14 protein-coding genes are annotated in these 18,396 nt (G+C 71.3%); 2 read left to right on the forward strand and 12 right to left on the reverse strand.

Annotated elements, in window-relative coordinates; genetic code table 11:
- Positions 1-90: 90 nt before the first annotated feature.
- From ACIBTS_RS11395 to ACIBTS_RS11410, 4 genes are all read right to left on the reverse strand, one after another.
- Positions 91-1,449: a wax ester/triacylglycerol synthase family O-acyltransferase gene (locus tag ACIBTS_RS11395; RefSeq protein WP_399318506.1), complete on the reverse strand. Its 1,359-nt coding sequence runs from the start codon at positions 1,447-1,449 to the stop codon at positions 91-93.
- Between the two features lie 103 nt (positions 1,450-1,552).
- Complete coding sequence (gene glgC, locus ACIBTS_RS11400; protein ID WP_319676804.1) at positions 1,553-2,773, reverse strand: glucose-1-phosphate adenylyltransferase; 1,221 nt, start codon at positions 2,771-2,773, stop codon at positions 1,553-1,555.
- A 52-nt stretch (positions 2,774-2,825) separates the two neighbouring features.
- On the reverse strand, positions 2,826-3,977 hold the full coding sequence (glgA, locus tag ACIBTS_RS11405; RefSeq protein WP_399318508.1) for a glycogen synthase: 1,152 nt from the start codon (positions 3,975-3,977) through the stop codon (positions 2,826-2,828).
- A gap of 38 nt (positions 3,978-4,015) precedes the next feature.
- Positions 4,016-4,777, reverse strand: coding sequence for a (2Fe-2S)-binding protein (locus ACIBTS_RS11410; protein ID WP_399318510.1), 762 nt, complete (start codon positions 4,775-4,777; stop codon positions 4,016-4,018).
- 227 nt (positions 4,778-5,004) lie between these two features.
- Between ACIBTS_RS11410 and ACIBTS_RS11415 the strand changes: the two genes are divergently transcribed.
- A complete protein-coding gene (locus ACIBTS_RS11415; RefSeq protein WP_399318512.1) occupies positions 5,005-6,246 on the forward strand; it encodes a DMT family transporter in 1,242 nt (413 codons plus the stop codon).
- Here ACIBTS_RS11415 and ACIBTS_RS11420 read toward each other — a convergent pair.
- A complete protein-coding gene (locus ACIBTS_RS11420) occupies positions 6,236-7,477 on the reverse strand; it encodes a transglycosylase family protein (protein WP_399318514.1) in 1,242 nt (413 codons plus the stop codon). The two genes, ACIBTS_RS11415 and ACIBTS_RS11420, sit on opposite strands and share 11 nt — an antisense overlap.
- Before the next feature lie 189 nt (positions 7,478-7,666).
- Between ACIBTS_RS11420 and gndA the strand changes: the two genes are divergently transcribed.
- Positions 7,667-9,106, forward strand: a complete 1,440-nt coding sequence (gene gndA / locus ACIBTS_RS11425) for an NADP-dependent phosphogluconate dehydrogenase (protein ID WP_399318516.1) — start codon at positions 7,667-7,669, stop codon at positions 9,104-9,106.
- 534 nt (positions 9,107-9,640) lie between these two features.
- On the opposite strand, the gene ACIBTS_RS11430 is transcribed toward gndA, so the two are convergent.
- The 7 genes from ACIBTS_RS11430 to ACIBTS_RS11460 all read right to left on the reverse strand — a co-directional run bounded on the left by ACIBTS_RS11430 (position 9,641) and on the right by ACIBTS_RS11460 (position 18,008).
- On the reverse strand, positions 9,641-9,988 hold the full coding sequence (locus ACIBTS_RS11430) for a GNAT family N-acetyltransferase (RefSeq protein WP_399318518.1): 348 nt from the start codon (positions 9,986-9,988) through the stop codon (positions 9,641-9,643).
- A 47-nt stretch (positions 9,989-10,035) separates the two neighbouring features.
- Positions 10,036-10,455 carry an aspartate 1-decarboxylase gene (gene panD, locus ACIBTS_RS11435; RefSeq protein ID WP_399318519.1) on the reverse strand — a complete coding sequence of 140 codons (420 nt, stop codon included), beginning with the start codon at positions 10,453-10,455 and terminating at the stop codon, positions 10,036-10,038.
- Positions 10,456-10,755: 300 nt separating this feature from the next.
- Complete coding sequence (locus ACIBTS_RS11440) at positions 10,756-11,103, reverse strand: hypothetical protein (protein WP_399318521.1); 348 nt, start codon at positions 11,101-11,103, stop codon at positions 10,756-10,758.
- A 101-nt stretch (positions 11,104-11,204) separates the two neighbouring features.
- The gene (narI, locus tag ACIBTS_RS11445) at positions 11,205-11,972 is read right to left on the reverse strand and encodes a respiratory nitrate reductase subunit gamma (protein WP_399318523.1); all 768 of its coding nucleotides are present in this window, start codon (positions 11,970-11,972) and stop codon (positions 11,205-11,207) included.
- On the reverse strand, positions 11,969-12,631 hold the full coding sequence (gene narJ / locus ACIBTS_RS11450) for a nitrate reductase molybdenum cofactor assembly chaperone (protein ID WP_399318525.1): 663 nt from the start codon (positions 12,629-12,631) through the stop codon (positions 11,969-11,971). The genes narI and narJ overlap by 4 nt, the downstream gene beginning before the upstream one ends.
- Positions 12,628-14,322, reverse strand: coding sequence for a nitrate reductase subunit beta (narH, locus tag ACIBTS_RS11455; RefSeq protein ID WP_399318527.1), 1,695 nt, complete (start codon positions 14,320-14,322; stop codon positions 12,628-12,630). The genes narJ and narH overlap by 4 nt, the downstream gene beginning before the upstream one ends.
- Positions 14,322-18,008: a nitrate reductase subunit alpha gene (locus tag ACIBTS_RS11460; protein ID WP_399318872.1), complete on the reverse strand. Its 3,687-nt coding sequence runs from the start codon at positions 18,006-18,008 to the stop codon at positions 14,322-14,324. Before ACIBTS_RS11460 ends, narH begins: the two co-directional genes overlap by 1 nt.
- Positions 18,009-18,396: the final 388 nt, after the last annotated feature.

The following is an 18,396-nucleotide window of genomic DNA, read 5'->3' on the forward strand; positions in this document are numbered from 1 at the left end:
TCCCTGATCACCCGTGCGGCGCTCCGACCGCGCCCGCCTCGAACGGGGAATTTTACGGAGCGCCGGGCCCCTCCTCCAAACCCGTTCCCGTCAAGAGCCGCAGGCCGTGATGAGTGTCTCCACCTCGGCGGTCAGCGCGCGGGCGAACCGGTCGAGATCGGGGACGGCCTCGGCGTCGGCGACGAGCCCGTAGTGGACGCGGCCGCGGTAGGTCGAGACGGCGACCGCCAGGGCCTGACCGCGGGCGAGCGGGGCGTACGGGAAGACCTCGGTCACCGGGTTCCCGCCGAGCTTCAGGCCGAGGCTGGGCAGGGGGACGCTGGTGACGAGGATGTCGAACCAGAGCCGGGCGGCCTGGCCGGCCAGCGGACCGCCGAGGCGGTGGCCGAGGGCCGGGACGTGGTCGGCGAGCAGGGCGACGGCGCCGGCGCCCCGGCCGGGTCCCGCCTCCTTGTTGCGGTCCATGGCGGCGCGGACCGTGCCGAGCCGGCGCAGCGGGTCCGGGTCGTCGACAGGAAGCCGTATCAGGTACCCGGAGAGCCGGTTTCCCTGCGGGTGGGCGGTGCGCGGGCGGCGCTTGGAGACGGGGATGAGGGCGCGGGGGACGACGCCCTCGCTGCCGTCGCCGCGTTCGTCGAGCCAGCGGCGCAGGGCCCCGGCGACGACCGCGATCAGCACGTCGTTGACGGTGCCGCCCTCGGTCTTGCGGATCCGGTGCACGTCGTCGAGGTCGATCACGACGCCGGCGGTGCGGCGGGTGCCGGTGGGCCGGGCGGTGAGGGCGGGCGTGGGGCGCATGCCCAGGGTGTGCACGGCGACGGAGGCGCCGATGTCGAGGGCGCGGCCCACGTCGGAGACGGCCCCGCGCAGCAGACCGGGCAGCCTGCGCACGTCGGGGAGGCGCCCGCGCGGCGGCTCGGCGGGGCGGGGCCGGGGCGCGGGCAGGTCCATGGGGTCCAGGACGGCCGCGGCCAGCGTCAGGGCGCGCAGGCCGTCGGCGAGGGCATGGTGGAACTTGAAGAGCACGGCGAAGGAGACGCCGTCCGCTCCCGGCAGCACGTGTGCCTCCCAGGGCGGGCGGCCGCGCTCCAGGGGCCGCTGCATGAGCCGGCCTGCCTCGGTCTGGAAGTCGGCGGTGGGGGTGTGCAGGGTGACGTGGTGGACGGGGTCGAAGTCGGGGTCCGGCTCCCGGGTCGCGCCCCCGAAGGCGAGCGCGCCGCGCAGGTCGAGGGGCCGGTCGGCGTCGAAGGGCCGCCACAGGTCCCGGATCCGCATGCGCAGCCCGGGGACGGCGGCCGCGCGGGCAGCGAGCAGGTCGGCCGCGTGGGCTCCCGCGGTGGGCGAGTGCGCCGCGAAGACGCCGAGCGCCCCCAGGTGCATGGGGTGCTCGGCCGACTCGAGGTTCCAGAACGCCAGGTCGAGGGGTGCCAGCAGATCATCAGCAGTCAAGGACTTGCCTCGCAACGACGAAGGGTGAGGCAAGTAGTCAAGCGCGCCCGGGCGATTACGGTCAAGTACGATCAGACTACGTACAGTTAACAAGCCGTTAAGTTCAGGACACCCGCTGGCCCTTTCCCAGGGCGATCACGCCGTTCTTGGACACCGTGTACAGCTCCGTGTCCCGCTCCGGGTTCACGCCGATGGCCGCACCCGGAGGGACCTCGACGTTCTTGTCCAGGACCGCCCCGCGCACCACTGCACCCCGTCCGATGTGGACGTTGTCGTGCAGGATCGAGCCCTGGACGACCGCTCCCGGGTCGACCACGACGCCCGGGGACAGCACCGACCGGGTCACCTGCCCGCGGATCAGACAGCCCGCACTGATGATCGACTCGCTGGCCATGCCGCCGGCGGCGAAGCGGGCCGGGGAGAGCTGACCCGAGTGGGTGTAGATCGGCCAGCTGCGGTTGTACAGATTGAAGGCGGGACGCTCGGCGATCAGGTCCATATGGGCGTCGTAGTACGCGTCGAGCGTGCCGACGTCCCGCCAGTAGCCCTGGTCGCGGCTGGTCTCACCGGGGACGTGGTTGCCGCTGAAGTCGTACAGCTGGGCCTCGCCGCGCTCGGTGAGCTGGGGCAGGATCGAGCCGCCCATGTCGTGCACGGAGTCCTCGTCCTCGGCGTCCCGCTGAAGGGCCTCGATGAGGGCCTTGGTGGTGAAGAGGTAGTTGCCCATCGAGGCGAACACGGTGTCCGGGTCGTCGGCGAGGCCGGGCGGGTCGGCGGGCTTCTCCAGGAACCGCTCGACCGTCTGGCCGTCCGAACCCGGGGTGATCACCCCGAAGGAGGAGGACTCGCTGCGCGGGACCCGTATCCCGGCGACCGTGACGCCCGCGCCGCTCTCGATGTGCTGGGTGAGCATCTGGCGCGGGTCCATGCGGTACACATGGTCGGCGCCGAACACGGCCACGTACTCGGGCCGTTCGTCGTAGACCAGGTTCAGCGACTGCAGGATGGCGTCGGCGCTGCCCAGGTACCAGCGCTTGCCGAGCCGCTGCTGGGCCGGGACCGGGGTGACGTAGTTGCCGAGCAGGCTCGACATCCGCCAGGTGGTGGTGATGTGCCTGTCCAGCGAGTGCGACTTGTACTGCGTGAGCACGCAGATGCGCAGGACGTCGGCGTTGACGAGGTTGGACAGGACGAAGTCGACGAGCCGGTACGTGCCGCCGAACGTGACCGCCGGTTTGGCGCGGTCCGCGGTCAAGGGCATGAGGCGCTTGCCCTCACCGCCCGCCAGCACGATCCCGAGTACCGAAGGCCCACCACGACGCATGGCCGCTCCCCTCACCCTGGTTGAACCATGACCTTCCCCCGTGGGGGGCGCGCTACGCCTGTTTGACGATCTCCTCGTACAGGCGGACCGTACGCCGGGCGACGGCGTCCCAGCCGAACTCCCCCACCGCGCGCGCCCGCCCGGCCTCCCCCATGCGACGCCCGGCCGCCGGATCGCCGAGGATCGCGTCCAGCGCCCGCGCGAGACCCGTCTCGAATCCCTCGTCCACGGTGACGAGCGTCCCGGTCACCCCGTCCTCGACGACCTCCGGGATCCCGCCGACCCGGGAGGCCACGACAGGGGTGCCGCAGGCCATCGCCTCCAGGTTGACGATGCCGAGGGGCTCGTACACCGAGGGGCAGACGAACACGGCCGCGTGCGTGAGGAGTTGGATCACCTCGGGGCGCGGCAGCATCTTCGGGATCCAGTGCACCCCGCCCCGGGCTCGGCTCAGCTCCGCGAAGAGATCACGGAACTCCTGGTCTATCTCCGGGGTGTCGGGCGCTCCCGCACACAGCACGACCTGCGCCGCCGGGTCGATGTCCCGTACGGCGCGCAGCAGATGGGGCACGCCCTTCTGCCGGGTGATGCGGCCGACGAACAGCACATACGGGCGGTCCGGGTCGAGGCCGATCCGGGTGAGGGCGTCGGTGCCGTGGTCGGGACGGTACAGACCGGTGTCGATGCCGTTGTGCACGACATGGACCCGGTCCGGGGCCAGCGTCGGATAGCAGGCCAGGATGTCCTCGCGCATCGCAGAGGACACGGCGATCACCGCGTCGGCGGCCTCCACCGCGCTCCGCTCGGCCCAGCTCGACAGGGCGTAGCCGCCGCCGAGTTGCTCGGCCTTCCAGGGCCGCAGGGGCTCCAGCGAGTGCGCGGTCACCACGTGCGGAACGCCGTACAGCTGCTTGGCGAGGTGACCGCCGAGGTTGGCGTACCAGGTGTGGGAGTGGACGAGTTCGCGGCCTTCGAGGGCGGCCGCCATGGCGAGGTCCACGGAGAACGTGCGCAGCGCGTCGTTGGCTCCGTCGAGCGCGGACCAGGGGCGGTGGCGCAGCACGCCGTCCGTGCGGCCCTCGCCCCAGCAGTGCACGTCGAGGTCGACCAGCCGCCGCAACTCGCGGGCGAGGAACTCGACATGGACGCCCGCTCCGCCGTACACGTCCGGGGGATACTCCCGGGTCAGCAGTCCCACTCGCACCCGGAACCCCCAGTCTCAGCGGTCGGCTCCCTTCATGGTCACCCAGACGGGGCGCGTGGGGAAGAGCGCGGGGGTCGTGTGAAGCAACAGTCACCGCACAGGCCCCCGCCGGGCACCCGGTAGTACAGGCAGCAGCTGCGGCGGCGAAACGCGGTACCCGTCAGTGTGCCGGTGCCGGCGAGGAGGGGGTGCGTGAACAGCTCGGCGGTGAGGGCACGCGCGCGTGCGGCGGCGTCGGGGCGGCCGTGTGCCCGGGCCCACTGGTCGAGCTGCCGGGCGGTTCCGGCCAGCGCCGATCCGGCGTTGCCCCGCAGCAGGCCCGGCGCCACCGATCGACGGGCGCGCAGGGCCGCGGAGAGGGGTTCGAGGTGGCCGACGAGGACAGTCGCGGCGACGGTCGCCGCGTCCCCGGGCAGGGACCGCACCTCCGTCAGCCACAGATCGTCGGGCGCGCCGGCGTCCGGGTCCCAGCGCAGCAGCCCCGGGGCCAGGTCGGGGACGCGCCCGTAGAGGACGGCGCAGCCCAGGGCCACCGACCACAGCCGGGCCGCCAGGCCCTGCTGCGTCACGGAGGCGGCGATCCGGTCCTCGGGAGAGCGCAGGGCCCGGGAGACCTTTCCGACCCTGAAGGCCAGCGGATCTCCGTACCCGTCCGAGGCGGCGCGATCGGGGGTTTCTTCATAGGCCCTTGCGAGGGTCGGCAGCGCTCCCGGCGGTTCTCCTGGGTCGCCTCGTAGCGTGCGCAGGACGAAGAAGCCGCCGAGCGGGCGGAGCGCGGCGAGTTCGGGGTCGATGTCCACGAAGTGCAGTAGTACCAAGGCGAGTAGGGGCGGTGATCAGGGGGATCCCTGGTACGTCACCCGCCTGAGGGAGGACGGCGGGCCCGTTGTACTCCATCGGTAGTAGGACCCATTGCGTGCTCAGGGACGACGACGGGAACAGATCGAGAAGGCATCGTGTTGGTTATGAGAGCCGACCGTTCGCCGCGCCGGGCCCTGCGCCCCCGCCTCACGCAGAGGAGCAGCTCATGAGCGCCCTCGCGTTGTCCGTCGTCCTGTCGCTCGTCTCCGCTGTCGCGTACGCGGGCGGGGCGATCGTGCAGGAGCGGGTCGCGGTGTCCTCGCCCGCCGAGGAGTACGCCCCGCTGCGCCGGCCGAGCTGGTGGGCCGCGGTCGCGATGAACGGTCTCGGCGGCCTCCTCCACGTGGTGGCCCTCGCCTACGGTCCCCTCAGCCTGGTCCAGCCGCTCGGCGCGCTGACCATCGTGTTCGCGCTGCCCATGGCCGCGCTGTTCGTCGGCCGCAAGGCCGGGGCGACGGCCTGGCGCGGGGCGATCATGGCGACGGTCGGTCTCGCCGGTCTGCTGTCCCTGGTCGGGGCGGCCGACGCGCAGACGTTGAGCACCCCGCAGCGGGTGACGGTGGCCATGGTCACCGCCGCCGCGGTGGTGACCCTGATGGTGGCCGCGCGGGCCGCGCACCGGCACCCGGCGGTGCGCAGCATGCTGCTGGCGACCGCGTCGGGCATCGCGTTCGGCATGTCGTCGGTGTTCACCAAGACCGTCGCCGTCGACTGGAGCGACGGCGTCACGGCGGCCGACATCCCCTCCCTGGCCGTGATCGGCGTCCTGGCCACGGCCGGCATGCTGCTCTCGCAGGCCTCCTACCGGGGCGCGGGCCTCGCGGCCCCGCTGGCCACGCTCACGGTCATCAACCCGGTGGTGGCGGCCGCGGTGGGCATCACGATGTTCGGCGAGACCTTCCGCTACGGCACCACGGGCACCGCGCTCGCCCTGAGCTGCGGTGTGGTGGCGGCGGGCGGACTGATCCTGCTCACGACGGAGCGCCTGCAGGGAGCCCAGCAGGAGACGGCACAGGCGGAGGCACAGTCGCAGTCGCAGTCGCAGTCGCAGTCGCAGTCGCAGTCAACTGTGCAGGCGGAAGCGGCTCCGGCCCGTGTCCCCGCCCCGCGGGCACAGGCCGACGCCGCCCCCGCGTCGGCCACGGCGGCGGACGAGACGCTCGGCGGGATCGAGATCCCCGAGCAGATCGAGATCCCCGCGGAGATCGAGATCCCGGAACTGCCGGTCGCGTCGCTGCTGGAGGACGTACGGGAGGACCGGCGGGTACCGGCCCCGGCCTCGCCCGGCGAGGAGGACCTCTCGGACCCCGACGACGCTGAACGACCGTGGTACTACGCTCCGGTCTACGGAGGGCTGCTCGTCCCGATGCCGGCCGTCGACCGGCATCGGGTGCGCGTCAAATCCTGACGCCGCCTGCACGCAGGTAGGCGACCGGGTCGACGTCCGACCCGAAACCGGGCCCCGTCCGCACCTCGAAGTGCAGATGCGGGCCCGTGCTGTTGCCGGTGGAGCCCGACCGGCCGATGCGCTGGCCGCCGCCGACCGACTGCCCCTCGCGCACGGAGATCGCCGACAGGTGGGCGTACTGCGTGTAGCGGCCGTCGGCGTGCCGGATGACCACCTGGTAGCCGAAGGAACCGCCCCAGCCCGCGCTCACCACGCTCCCCGCCTTGACCGCCTTCACGGACGTGCCGGTGGGCACGGGGAAGTCCACGCCCGTGTGGTAGCCCTTCGACCACGAGGAGCCGGTCGCGTGGTACTGCGTCCCGGTGGCGGCGCTGACCGGCGCGACGAGGGTATGGCCGGTCGTCGCCTTGTCGTCGTCCCTGGTCCTGGTGTTCTTGGCCGGCTTGCTCTCCTTGCCGGTCGGGGCTTTGCGGCCCGGGGCCTTGGTGCTCGGGGCATGGTGGCTCGGGGCCTTGCCCGTGGCGGCCGCGCGCTCGCTCAGACTGAGCCGCTGGCCCGGCAGGATCAGGTCCGGGTCGCCGCCTATGGTCGTCCGGTTGGCCGCGTACAGCCCTTGCCAGCCGCCCTTGACCTCCTCGGTCTCGGCGATGCCGGAGAGGGTGTCGCCGCGGACGACGGTGTACATCTCGGCGGTGCCGGCCCGGGACTGGGGCGTGCTCTGGGGCTGCACGTCCTCGAGGGACGTCTTCGAGCCCTTGGCGGAGGCCTTGGCGGCCTTGGAGGACGTGGACGGCTTCGTGCCGTGGGCCGTCTTCCCCGACGAGCCGTTCGGGTGGACGTCGGGGGCGTCGCCGCCCCTGTTCAGTCCGGCCTTGACCGAGCACAGCGGCCAGGCGCCGGGCCCCTGCCCGTCCAGGACCTTCTCGGCCACCGCGATCTGCTGGTCCCTGGTGGCCAGATCCGCACGGGGCGCATACCGCGTGCCGCCGTACGCCTCCCAGGTGGACTGGGTGAACTGCAGCCCGCCGTAGAAGCCGTTGCCGGTGTTGATGTTCCAGTCGTTGGTCGACTCGCACGCGGCGACCTTGTTCCAGGTGTCCACGTCGGCCGCCTGGGCGACTCCGGTGCCGATGAGCGGTATCGCCATGCCGGCGCCGCCCGCCGTGACGGTGAGTGAGGCGCGGTTGATCCTGTTCGGCTGATACCGGCGGTGCCGGCCGCGTACGGCCATGGAGGTCCCCCTCGACGAGCGTCAGGAGGGGCAAAAATAAGGGCCACGAACTGGCCATGACAAGGCGACAACCGGCCGCTCCGACGCGCCCTGGAGCTCGGGGCACCCCACCGGGAATCCCGTCGGGAAACCCGTCAAGATGGTCCCCAGGACGATACTGACGGGCACACCCCCGGAGGAGCCAACCGTATGAGCACGACAGCGCAGATCGGTGTCACGGGACTGGCGGTCATGGGCCGCAATCTCGCCCGCAACTTCGCACGCAACGGCTACACGGTCGCGTTGCACAACCGGACGGTGGCGCGGACGCACGCCCTGGTCGAGGAGTTCGGCCACGAGGGCGAGTTCGTCGCCGCCGAGACGGCCAAGGAGTTCGTGGCGGCCCTGGAGCGGCCCCGCCGTCTGGTCGTCATGGTGAAGGCCGGTGAGCCGACCGACGCGGTGATCCGGGAGTTCGCCCCGCTGCTCGAACCCGGCGACATGATCATCGACGGCGGCAACGCGCACTTCGCCGACACCCGCCGCCGCGAGCGCGAACTGCGCGAGCAGGGCATCCACTTCGTCGGCACGGGCGTCTCCGGCGGCGAGGAGGGCGCGCTGCACGGCCCGAGCATCATGCCGGGCGGCTCCCCGGAGTCGTACGAGTCGCTGGGCCCGATGCTGGAGAAGATCTCCGCGAAGGCGGCGGACGGCACGCCCTGTGTCACCCACGTCGGCCCGGACGGCGCCGGTCACTTCGTGAAGATGGTCCACAACGGCATCGAGTACGCCGACATGCAACTGATCGGCGAGGCCTACCAGTTGCTGCGCGACGTCGCCGGGTACGAGCCCGCGCAGATCGCGGACGTCTTCCGCACCTGGAACACGGGCCGCCTCGACTCCTACCTGATCGAGATCACCGCCGAGGTGCTGTCCCACGTGGACGCGGCGACCGGCAGGCCCTTCGTGGACGTGGTGGTCGACCAGGCCGAGCAGAAGGGCACCGGCCGCTGGACCGTCCAGATCGCCCTCGACCTGGGCGTGCCGGTGTCCGGCATCGCGGAGGCCGTCTTCGCCCGGTCGCTGTCGGGGCACGCGGCGCTGCGCGACGCCTCGCGCGGTCTGGCGGGGCCCAAGGCGTCGGCGCTGGGCGAGGCGGAGGCGCAGGCCTTCGCCGACCGGGTGGAACAGGCCCTGTACGCCTCGAAGATCGTGTCGTACACGCAGGGCTTCCACGAGATCGCCGCGGGCAGCGAGGAGTACGGCTGGGACATCGACCTCGGCGCCGTCTCCGCGATCTGGCGCGGCGGCTGCATCATCCGCGCGGCCTTCCTCGACCGGATCCGCGCCGCCTACGACGCCCGGGCGGACCTGCCGAGCCTGCTGTCGGACGAGACGTTCGCCTCGGAGATCGCGGCGGCGCAGGACCCCTGGCGCGAGGTGCTGGTGGCCGCGACGCTCCAGGGCGTGCCCACGCCCGGGTTCGCGGCGGCGCTCGCCTACTACGACGCGCTGCGCGCGGAGCGGTTGCCCGCGGCGCTGACGCAGGGGCAGCGGGACTTCTTCGGCGCGCACACGTACCGGAGGGTGGACCAGGAGGGCGCGTTCCACACCCTGTGGGGCGGCGACCGGTCTGAGGTGACGGCCTGACGGCGGCCTGAGGCCTGACCGTCACCGTCCCCCCTGACGGGGTCATCCTGAGATTCCCCCACCCCCGCGCGCTTGCCCGGGGCCGATCGGTCCCCTCAGGTGAGCGGCGGCCCCGGCTCCGGGCTCGGGACCGGCTCGGGGCCCGGCGGGACCGGGGACGGGGACGGCTCCGGGGGCGGGCCCGGCTGCGGGGGCGGGCCCGGCTGCGGGGGCGGGGTGGGCGACGGAGGCTCCGGTGACGGCGGAGGCTGCGGGGTCGGCACCGGGCTCGGGTACGGGTCCGGTGGGCCGGGGACGGGTCCGGGCGGGACCGGGTCGGGCTGCGGGTTCGGCATGGTGTCCTCCGGGCAGTCGAGAAGCTCGGCTCTGGACTATCTTCCCGCGTACCCGGCTCCGCCCCGGACACTCACCCGGCTGGGCTCACCCGGGCCACTACGACCCGGCCGGCCCGCACGCCCGCGGCGAGGCCCGGCCGAGGGCAGGACGGCACTCCGTACAGCCGCGCGGGCGAGGTGCCGGGGTGCTCCTCCTCGGTCAGAACCGCCCGGGGTGCGCACGCAGCCAGTCCTTGGCGGCGCTCAGCAGCTCGGGGTCGGCCACCGGAGCCTCCTCGGGGTGGCGGGCCGCCCACTTCACGACGTACGGGCAGAGCGGGGCGACGGGGACACCCTCGCGCGCGGATACGGCGTACAGCTCACGCGCCAGCGCGCCCGCGATGCCCTTGCCCTCGTGGGCCTGCTCGACGATGGTGTGCACCGGCACCAGGGCGGGTGCGGGCGACTCCAGCACGAAGTACTCGATGCGGCCCACGACTTCGCCGCCGTCATCGAGGGCCTCGAGGCGGCCCGCCGCCCGGTCGTCGCGGATCTCGATGTCACTCATGGGCACTCCCGGTGCGATGCGTGCGATGCATGCGATGCCTGCTTCGGTCAGACCGACACGGCCTGCGGGCTGCGCTCCTGGTCGGAGCCCGGTACCGGCTCCGAGGCGTCGGCCCCGAGGGCCACGATCCGGTTGTCGCGGTCCACATGTACAACCCGTGGCTTCAGAGCCCGCGCCTCGACGTCGGTCACCTGAGCGTAACTGATGATGATCACCAGATCGCCGGGGTGTACGAGGTGGGCGGCGGCCCCGTTGATCCCGACGACGCCCGAGCCGCGCTCCCCCTCGATGACGTACGTCTCGAGCCGTGCCCCGTTGGTGATGTCGACGATGTGAACGAGCTCACCCGGCAACAGATCGGCGGCGTCCAGCAGCTCGGCGTCGATGGTCACCGATCCCACGTAGTGCAGGTCGGCCTGGGTGACGGTGGCACGGTGGATCTTGGACTTGAACATAGTACGCAACATCGGTGCACTCCCACAGTCAGGCTCCCTGCCTGCGTTTTTGCAGGTCAAGGGCTGTTTTTACACCCTACAGCGAGTCGCATGCCCAGGCAGCCCTCCCCAGGTTTCTCAGGACTCATGCTGACCGAATGCCGACTTTTCTGACGGTGCATCAGACGCCGGGAGGAGCACTCGGGGTCGCCCTCACACCCCCAGGCGCCCCTCACGAACGGCCGCGATCAGCGTACGCAACGGCTCCCGAAGAGCAGCGTGACGCTCACCACAGGGGCTCGACCACCCGACCATCAGGTCGAACAAGATCCGTCATCTGATCCGGCGGGCGGACGGCAGCTGAGCAAGGACGGGACGCAGCGCACCGCCGGCCTCAGGCACGTCGACCCCGACGAATCGCAGCGGGTTGCCGCTGGTGGCGTTCTGCTCACGCAGCCAGGCCATCAGCCCACCCGCCAGAAACCGCATCACGCGCTGACGGACGGTGGAGAGCTCCTCCACGAAGTGCGCGCCCTCACCGATCGCGACGACGCGGGCGTCACCGACAATCCGCCTCAGCGGTTCAAGGTCGTCCAAGCCCGCAGCCGGGTCGATCGTGGTCAGGAGCGTGGTGTGTTCGCGCATCCAAGCGGTGGGCACGACGGAAGAAGTGGTGTTCACAGGGATTCTCGTCTCTGGGAGCAGGGTCGCTTGCCGCTGCCGTTGAGGCAGCACAGAGACAGGCACACGCGCTCCGGATTACGAGACACGGCTAGTGGTGGTCAGCCCACTCGCTCCCAGCCGCGGCGTTGCCGGCGGGCGCCGAGCTGGGTGTCGCGGCTGCGGTAGACGATGTAGGGGCGGGTCAGGTAGCCCAGCGGCGCGGTGAGCATGTGCACCAGGCGGGTGAACGGCCAGGCCGCGAGCAGGAGCAGCGCACTGATGGCGTGCAGTTTGAAGAGGATCGGGGCGCCCGTCATCCGGTCCGGGTCGGGCTGGAAGTAGAAGATGGAGCGGAACCAGGGGGAGATGGTCTCGCGGTAGTCGTAGCCGCCGCCGATGATGTTGGCGACGACGGTGGCGGACAGGCCGAGGACGATGGTCGCCGTCAGGGAGATGTACATGGCCTTGTCGTTGCGGGTGGTGGCGGAGAAGACCGGGCCGACGGTGCGGCGGCGGTAGATCAGGATGGCCAGTCCGCCGAGCGTGGCGACGCCCGCGATGGTGCCGAGGACGACCGCGCCGATGTGGTACGTGTGCTCGCTGATGCCGGCCGCGTCGGTCCAGCTCCTGGGGATGGCCAGGCCGCCGATGTGGCCGAGCAGCACGACGAGGATGCCGAAGTGGAACAGCGGGCTGCCGATGCGCAGCAGGCGGTTCTCGTAGAGCTGGGAGGAGCGGGTGGTCCAGCCGAACTTGTCGTAGCGGTAGCGCCAGACGTGGCCGAGGACGAAGATCGCGAGGGCGACGTAGGGCAGGACGACCCACAGCAGGATGGAGCCGGTGCCGGCCTCCGCCGCCAGGGTGAGGGGCTGCGCGGGTGCGGTCATCGGGGGCCTCCTACGACGGGGTCGGGCAGGAACACCGGGGAGGCGTACGGGTCGAGGCCGACCTGTTCCTCGGGCGGCCCGGCCACAGCGAGGCGCAGGACGGCTTCGCGGTCGTTGCCGGCGAGGGCGGGCAGGGTGGCGGAGACTGAGTCCAGCACGTGGGCCCAGGGTGAGTCGTCGTCGTGCAGGGCGAGGCGCAGGAGTTCCAGGCCGGCCCGGTGTTCGGTGAGCAGGCCCGCTCCGGTGTCTGGTTCGGTGGCGGCGAACTCGAGGACGACGGCGAGGTGGTCGGGCAGTTCGTCGTCGCTCAGGCGCCATCCGGCCGCGGCGTAGGCCTGTTTGAGGCGCAGCAGGGCGACGCCTCGTTTTCGGGTGTCGCCGTGGGCGTAGTACGTCAGATAGGGGCAGCAGCGTTTGCGGTGGTCGAACGTGGCGACGTAGGCGGTGGCCAGGTCGGCGGGGGCGGTCTGTCCGGCGTGTGCGGTGAAGCGGAGAAGGGGGCCGGCGACCGGTTCCGGCAGGGTGGCGGCGACCTGGCCGGCCAGGGCCAGGCGCTGGGCGAACTGCTCGTCGGGGTAGGCGAACAGCAGGGACTGGGCCTGCCAGGCGTGGGGGTGCCAGGGCTGCGTGCGGGCTGTGCGCGTGGGCTTCCTCTTCATGGCTTCGGCTCGGCCTCCCCGTCGGCACCGCTACCGCTGTCGGACGGTTTGTCCGGGAAAAGGCCGGGTGGTGAGCTCTTGCCGTCCCAGTTGAGGAGGTTGACGCGGGTGGCCTTGTCGGTGGGGGCGGCGAGGGTGTCGGACGTCTGGCGGTCCCGCAGGGCGTGGAAGGTCTCCACCGCGACGGGTGCCGGTCCGCCGGAGGTCTCGCCGAAGGGGCCGGAGCCGCCCATACCGGGGCCGCCCTCGTAGTCCAGGCTGCACTCGGTGGCGAGTTCTTCGAGCTGGTGCGCCTGTTCGGCGTGGGCCGGGGGGATGACGTACCGCTCGTCGTACTTGGCCAGCGCCAGCAGCCGGTACATGTCGTACATCTGCTCCTCGCCCATCCCGACCTCCTTGGGGATGGCGGCGTTCGGCTCGCGGCCGAGGTTGATGTCACGCATGTACGCACGCATGGCCGCGAGGCGGCGCAGCACGGCGTCCACGGGGGCCGGATCGCCCGCCGTGAACAGTTGGGCGAGGTAGTCGATGGGGATGCGCAGGGCGTCGACGGCGGCGAAGAGGGTGCGGTGGTCCTCAGCGTCCCGGCCGGTGTCGCGCACGGCGTCGACGACCGGGGACAGTGGCGGGATGTACCAGACCATGGGCAGGGTGCGGTACTCCGGGTGCAGCGGCAGCGCCACCTTGTAGGTGTTGATCAGGGCGTGGATCGGGGAGCGTTGGGCTGCCTCGATCCAGTCCCGGGGGATGCCCGCCTTCTCCGCCTCGCGGACGACGTCCGGGGCGGTCGGGTCGAGGAAGACCTTCCGCTGGGCTTCGTACAGGCCGGTGTCCTCGGGCGTGGAGGCTGCTTCCAGGACGCGGTCGGCGTCGTAGAGGACCAGGCCGATGTAGCGCAGCCGTCCGACGCAGGTCTCGGAGCAGACGGTGGGCAGGCCGACCTCGACGCGCGGGAAGCAGAAGGTGCACTTCTCGGCCTTGCCGGTGCGGTGGTTGAAGTAGACCTTCTTGTACGGGCATCCCGTGACGCACATCCGCCAGCCGCGGCAGCGGTCCTGGTCGACCAGGACGATGCCGTCCTCCTCCCGCTTGTAGATCGCACCGGACGGGCAGGAGGCCGCGCACGACGGGTTGAGGCAGTGCTCGCAGATCCGCGGCAGATAGAACATGAAGGTCTGCTCGAACTCGAACTTGATCTTCTCGGAGACCTCGTTCAGCAGCACGTCCTGCTCGCCGGTCGCCGCCGATCCGCCGAGGTCGTCGTCCCAGTTCGCCGACCAGGCAATCTTCATGTCCTTGCCGGTGATCAGGGACTTGGGGCGGGCGACCGGGGTGTGTTCCTGCAGCGGGGCGTTGGTCAGGGTCTCGTAGTCGTACGTCCAGGGCTGGTAGTAGTCGTCGAGTGTGGGCAGGACCGGGTTGGAGAAGATCTGGATGAGCTTCTTGAACCGGCCGCCCGCCTTCAGCGCGAGCCGGCCCTTCTTGTTGAGTTCCCAGCCGCCCTTCCAGGTGTCCTGGTCCTCGTAGCGGCGCGGATATCCCTGGCCGGGCCGGGTCTCCACGTTGTTGAACCACACGTACTCGACGCCGGTGCGGTTGGTCCACGCCTGCTTGCAGGTGACCGAGCAGGTGTGGCAGCCGATGCACTTGTCGAGGTTCATCACCATCGCCATCTGTGCCATGACGCGCATCAGTACGTCACCTCCTGGTCGCTGCGGCGGCGGATGACGGTGACCTCGTCGCGCTGATTGCCGGTCGGACCCAGGTAGTTGAAGGCGTACGACAACTGCGCGTAGCCGCCGATGAGATGGCTCGGTTTGATCAGCAGGCGGGTCAGGGAGTTGTGGATGCCTCCGCGCCGACCTGTCGTCTCGGTGCGGGGCACGTCGATCAGGCGGTCCTGGGCGTGGTGCATGTAGACGGTGCCCTCGGGCATGCGGTGCGAGACGATCGCGCGGGCGGCGACGACGCCGTTGCGGTTGACCGCCTCGATCCAGTCGTTGTCCTTGACTCCGACCTTGGCCGCGTCCTGGGTGCTCATCCAGATGGTCGGCCCACCGCGGGAGAGGGAGAGCATGAACAGGTTGTCCTGGTACTCGGAGTGAATGGACCACTTGTTGTGCGGGGTCAGGTACCGGACCGTCACGCCCAGCTCGCCGGTGTCACCGATCCGCGGCTCGTCGAACAGGGCGTGCATGTTCAACGGGGGCCGGTAGACGGGCAGTTGCTCGCCCAGCGCGGTCATCCAGTCGTGGTCGAGGTAGAAGTGCTGCCGACCGGTGAGGGTGTGCCAGGGCTTGAGGCGCTCGACATTGACCGTGAACGGGGAATAGCGGCGCCCGCCGGTCTCCGAGCCGGACCACTCCGGCGAGGTGATGACCGGGACCGGTGCGGCCTGGGTGTCGGCGAAGGTGATCTGCTTGCCCTCGTGCTCGGCGGCCAGGTCCGCGAGCGGTTTGCCGGTGCGTGCTTCGACGGTGTGGAAACCCTGTGTGGCCAGATGACCGTTGGTGGTGCCGGAGAGCGCGAGGATCGCCTCGCAGGCGTGTACGTCCCTGGCGATCGACGGACGGCCGTCGGCCGCTCCCCCGCGCACGGTGCCGTTCTTGTGCCGTAGGTAATCCAGCTCCCGTTCGACCTTGAACGTCACGCCCTTGGTCGTGGCGCCGAGGGAGTCCAACAGCGGGCCGAGGGCGGCCATCTTCTGCGCGATCGCCCCGTAGTCACGCTCGACGGTGACGAGCTTGGGCATGGTGCGGCCGGGCACCGCTTCGCACTCGCCCGCCCTCCAGTCCCGCACCCTCCCGCGTGGGTTGGCCAGTTCGTCGGGGGTGTCGTGCAGCAGCGGGGCAGCCACCACGTCCTTGCGCACGCCGAGGTGGCCGGCAGCCTGGCGGCTGAACTCCGCGGCGATCGTGTGGAAGGCGTCCCAGTCGGTGCGGGTCTGCCAGGGCGGGGCGATGGCCGGGTTGAAGGCGTGAACGAAGGGGTGCATGTCGGTGCTGGACAGGTCGTGCTTCTCGTACCAGGTCGCCGCCGGCAGCACCACGTCGGAGAAGACGGTCGTGCTGGTCATCCGGAAGTCCAGGGTGAGCAGCAGGTCGAGCTTGCCCTCGGGCGCCTCCTCGCGCCACACCACGTCCATCGGCCGGGCCTCGGGCGGCGCCTCGGTGGCGCGCACCGATGCGTCGGTGCCCAGCAGGTGCTTGAGGAAGTACTCGTTGCCCTTCGCCGAGGAGCCCAGCAGGTTGGCCCGCCACACGGTCAGCACCCGTGGGAAGTTCTTGGGCGCGTCAGGGTCCTCGCCCGCGAATCCCAGCCGCCCCGCCTTCAGCTCCTCCACCACGTGCTCACCCACCGCACGACCGGCGGCCTCGGCCTCATCCGCAAGATCGAGCGGGTTGCGGTCGAAGGTGGGATACGACGGCATCCAGCCCATCCGCGCGGACTGCGCGATGACATCTGCGGTGGTCTTTCCGGCGAAGGGGCCGGCACCGGAGCCTTTCGCCGCCAGGGTGTCGGCGGAGAACGGGTCGTAGCGGAACTGGTCGCCGTGCAGGTACCAGTACGCGGTCTGGATCATCTGCCGGGCCGGCCGGTTCCAGTCCGCGGCCGTCGCGATCGCCGAGTAGCCGGTGATCGGGCGCACCTTCTCCTGGCCGACGTAGTGCGCCCAGCCGCCGCCGTTGACACCCTGGCAGCCGGTCAGCGTGGTCAAGGTGAGGAACGCCCGGTAGATGGTGTCGGAGTGGAACCAGTGATTCGTCCCGGCCCCCATGATGATCATCGAGCGGCCGCCGGACTCCTCCGCGTTGGCCGCGAACTCGCGCGCGATGCGGGCCGCTTTGTCGGCGCCCACGCCGGTGATCTCCGCCTGCCAGGCGGGGGTGTATGGCTCGCTCGCGTCGTCGTAGCCGGTGGGCCACCGGCCGGGCAGGCCGTCGCGGGCCACGCCGTACTGGGCCAGCAGCAGGTCGTACACCGTGGTCACCAGCCGCCCGGCGACCCGTTGGACCGGCACTCCGCGCCGCAGTCGTCCCGCGCTGCCGTCCAAGTCGTCGAAGCGAGGCAGTTCGACGGCGACCGGGGCCTCCTCGCTGCTCTCGGCGGACAGCTGCGGCTGGATGTCGCCAAGATCCAGGTTCCATTTTCCGGCGCCGGATTCGCCGTAACGGTCGCCGAGCGTGCCGTTGGGCACCACCGGCTGCCCGGTGGCAGCGTCGAGCAGCACGGTGCGGAACTCCGCATGTTCGCCCGCGGCAGCCTCGCCGCCCAGGTCGGCGGCAGTGAGGAACTTGCCCGGTGTGAAGGTGCCCGGCTCCCCTTCGGCCTCGTCGAGGGTGACCAGGAACGGCAGGTCCGTGTACTGCTTGACGTAACCGCTGAAGTACGGGGTCGGCCGGTCGACGAAGAACTCCTTGAGAATCACATGCCCCATCGCCATGGCGAGGGCTCCGTCGGTGCCGGGCTGGGCCGCGAGCCATTCGTCGGCGAACTTCACGTTGTCCGCGTAGTCCGGGGAGACCGCCACCACCTTCTGGCCGCGGTAGCGGGCCTCGGCCATCCAGTGCGCGTCCGGGGTGCGGGTCACCGGCAGGTTCGAGCCCCACATGATCAGGTAGCCGGCGTCCCACCAGTCCCCCGACTCCGGCACGTCGGTCTGGTCGCCGAACACCTGCGGCGAGGCAACCGGCAGGTCCGCGTACCAGTCGTAGAAGGAGAGCATCACGCCGCCGAGCAGCGAGTAGAAGCGGGCGCCTGCGGCGTGCGAGACCATCGACATCGCCGGGATCGGCGAGAACCCGGCCAGCCGATCCGGCCCGTACACCTTGATGGTGTGCACGTGGGCGGCGGCGACCATCTCCACCGCCTCGTCCCAGCTCGCCCGCACCAGGCCGCCCTTGCCGCGCGCCTGCTTGTAGCGGCGGGCGCGCTCCGGATCGGAGACGATGTCCGCCCAGGCCGCCACCGGATCGCCGAGGCGGACCTTGGCCTCCCGGTACATCTGCAGCAGCACGCCGCGCACGTACGGGTAGCGCACCCGGGTGGGCGAGTAGGTGTACCAGGAGAAGGCGGCCCCGCGCGGGCAGCCGCGCGGCTCGTACTCAGGGCGGTCCGGGCCGACCGAGGGGTAGTCGGTCTGCTGTGCCTCCCAGGTGATGATGCCGTCCTTGACGTACACCTTCCACGAGCACGAACCGGTGCAGTTCACACCGTGCGTGGAGCGCACCACCTTGTCGTGCGACCAGCGGTCCCGGTAGAACTCGTCCGCCTGCCGGCCGCCCTTGCGGTGCAGGGTGCGCAGGTCCTCGGAGACCTCCGCCCGGGTGAAGAAGCGGCGGCTGCGCACCAGCGCCTCCGCGAGATCGCTGTCCATGCGCGCCCGTGCCTGGCTGGTTTCCGTGCCCACCGTGCCACTCCGCCCCGGGCGTGCAGGCCCGTTCGAGTCGTGATCGAGTCCGGCCGCACACGACTCTACGACCGCCGTCCCCCGGAGGGTCAACAGCCGCACCGCGGTCACCCGAAACACGCCCTGTGGAGATCGTCCGTGCGCCGAGGCGGTCAGCCGGCTTCCGTACGGCCACGCCGCAAACCTGGCAAGGCGCAGGAAAGGGGTCCGCCGGGCAGAGCGCGGCGGACCGGCCGGGTGTAGGGCGTGTTTCGAAAGTAGCGTCGTCCGCCCGGGGGGGGGGGGCGGGGGCGGGGGGGGGGGGCGCCCCCGCCCGGGCGGGCGGGGGGGGGGGGGGGGGGGGTGGCAATGAGGG

The sequence above is a fragment of the Streptomyces sp. NPDC050121 genome (assembly GCF_044460385.1).
GTDB classification, from domain to species: Bacteria; Actinomycetota; Actinomycetes; order Streptomycetales; family Streptomycetaceae; genus Streptomyces; species Streptomyces soliscabiei.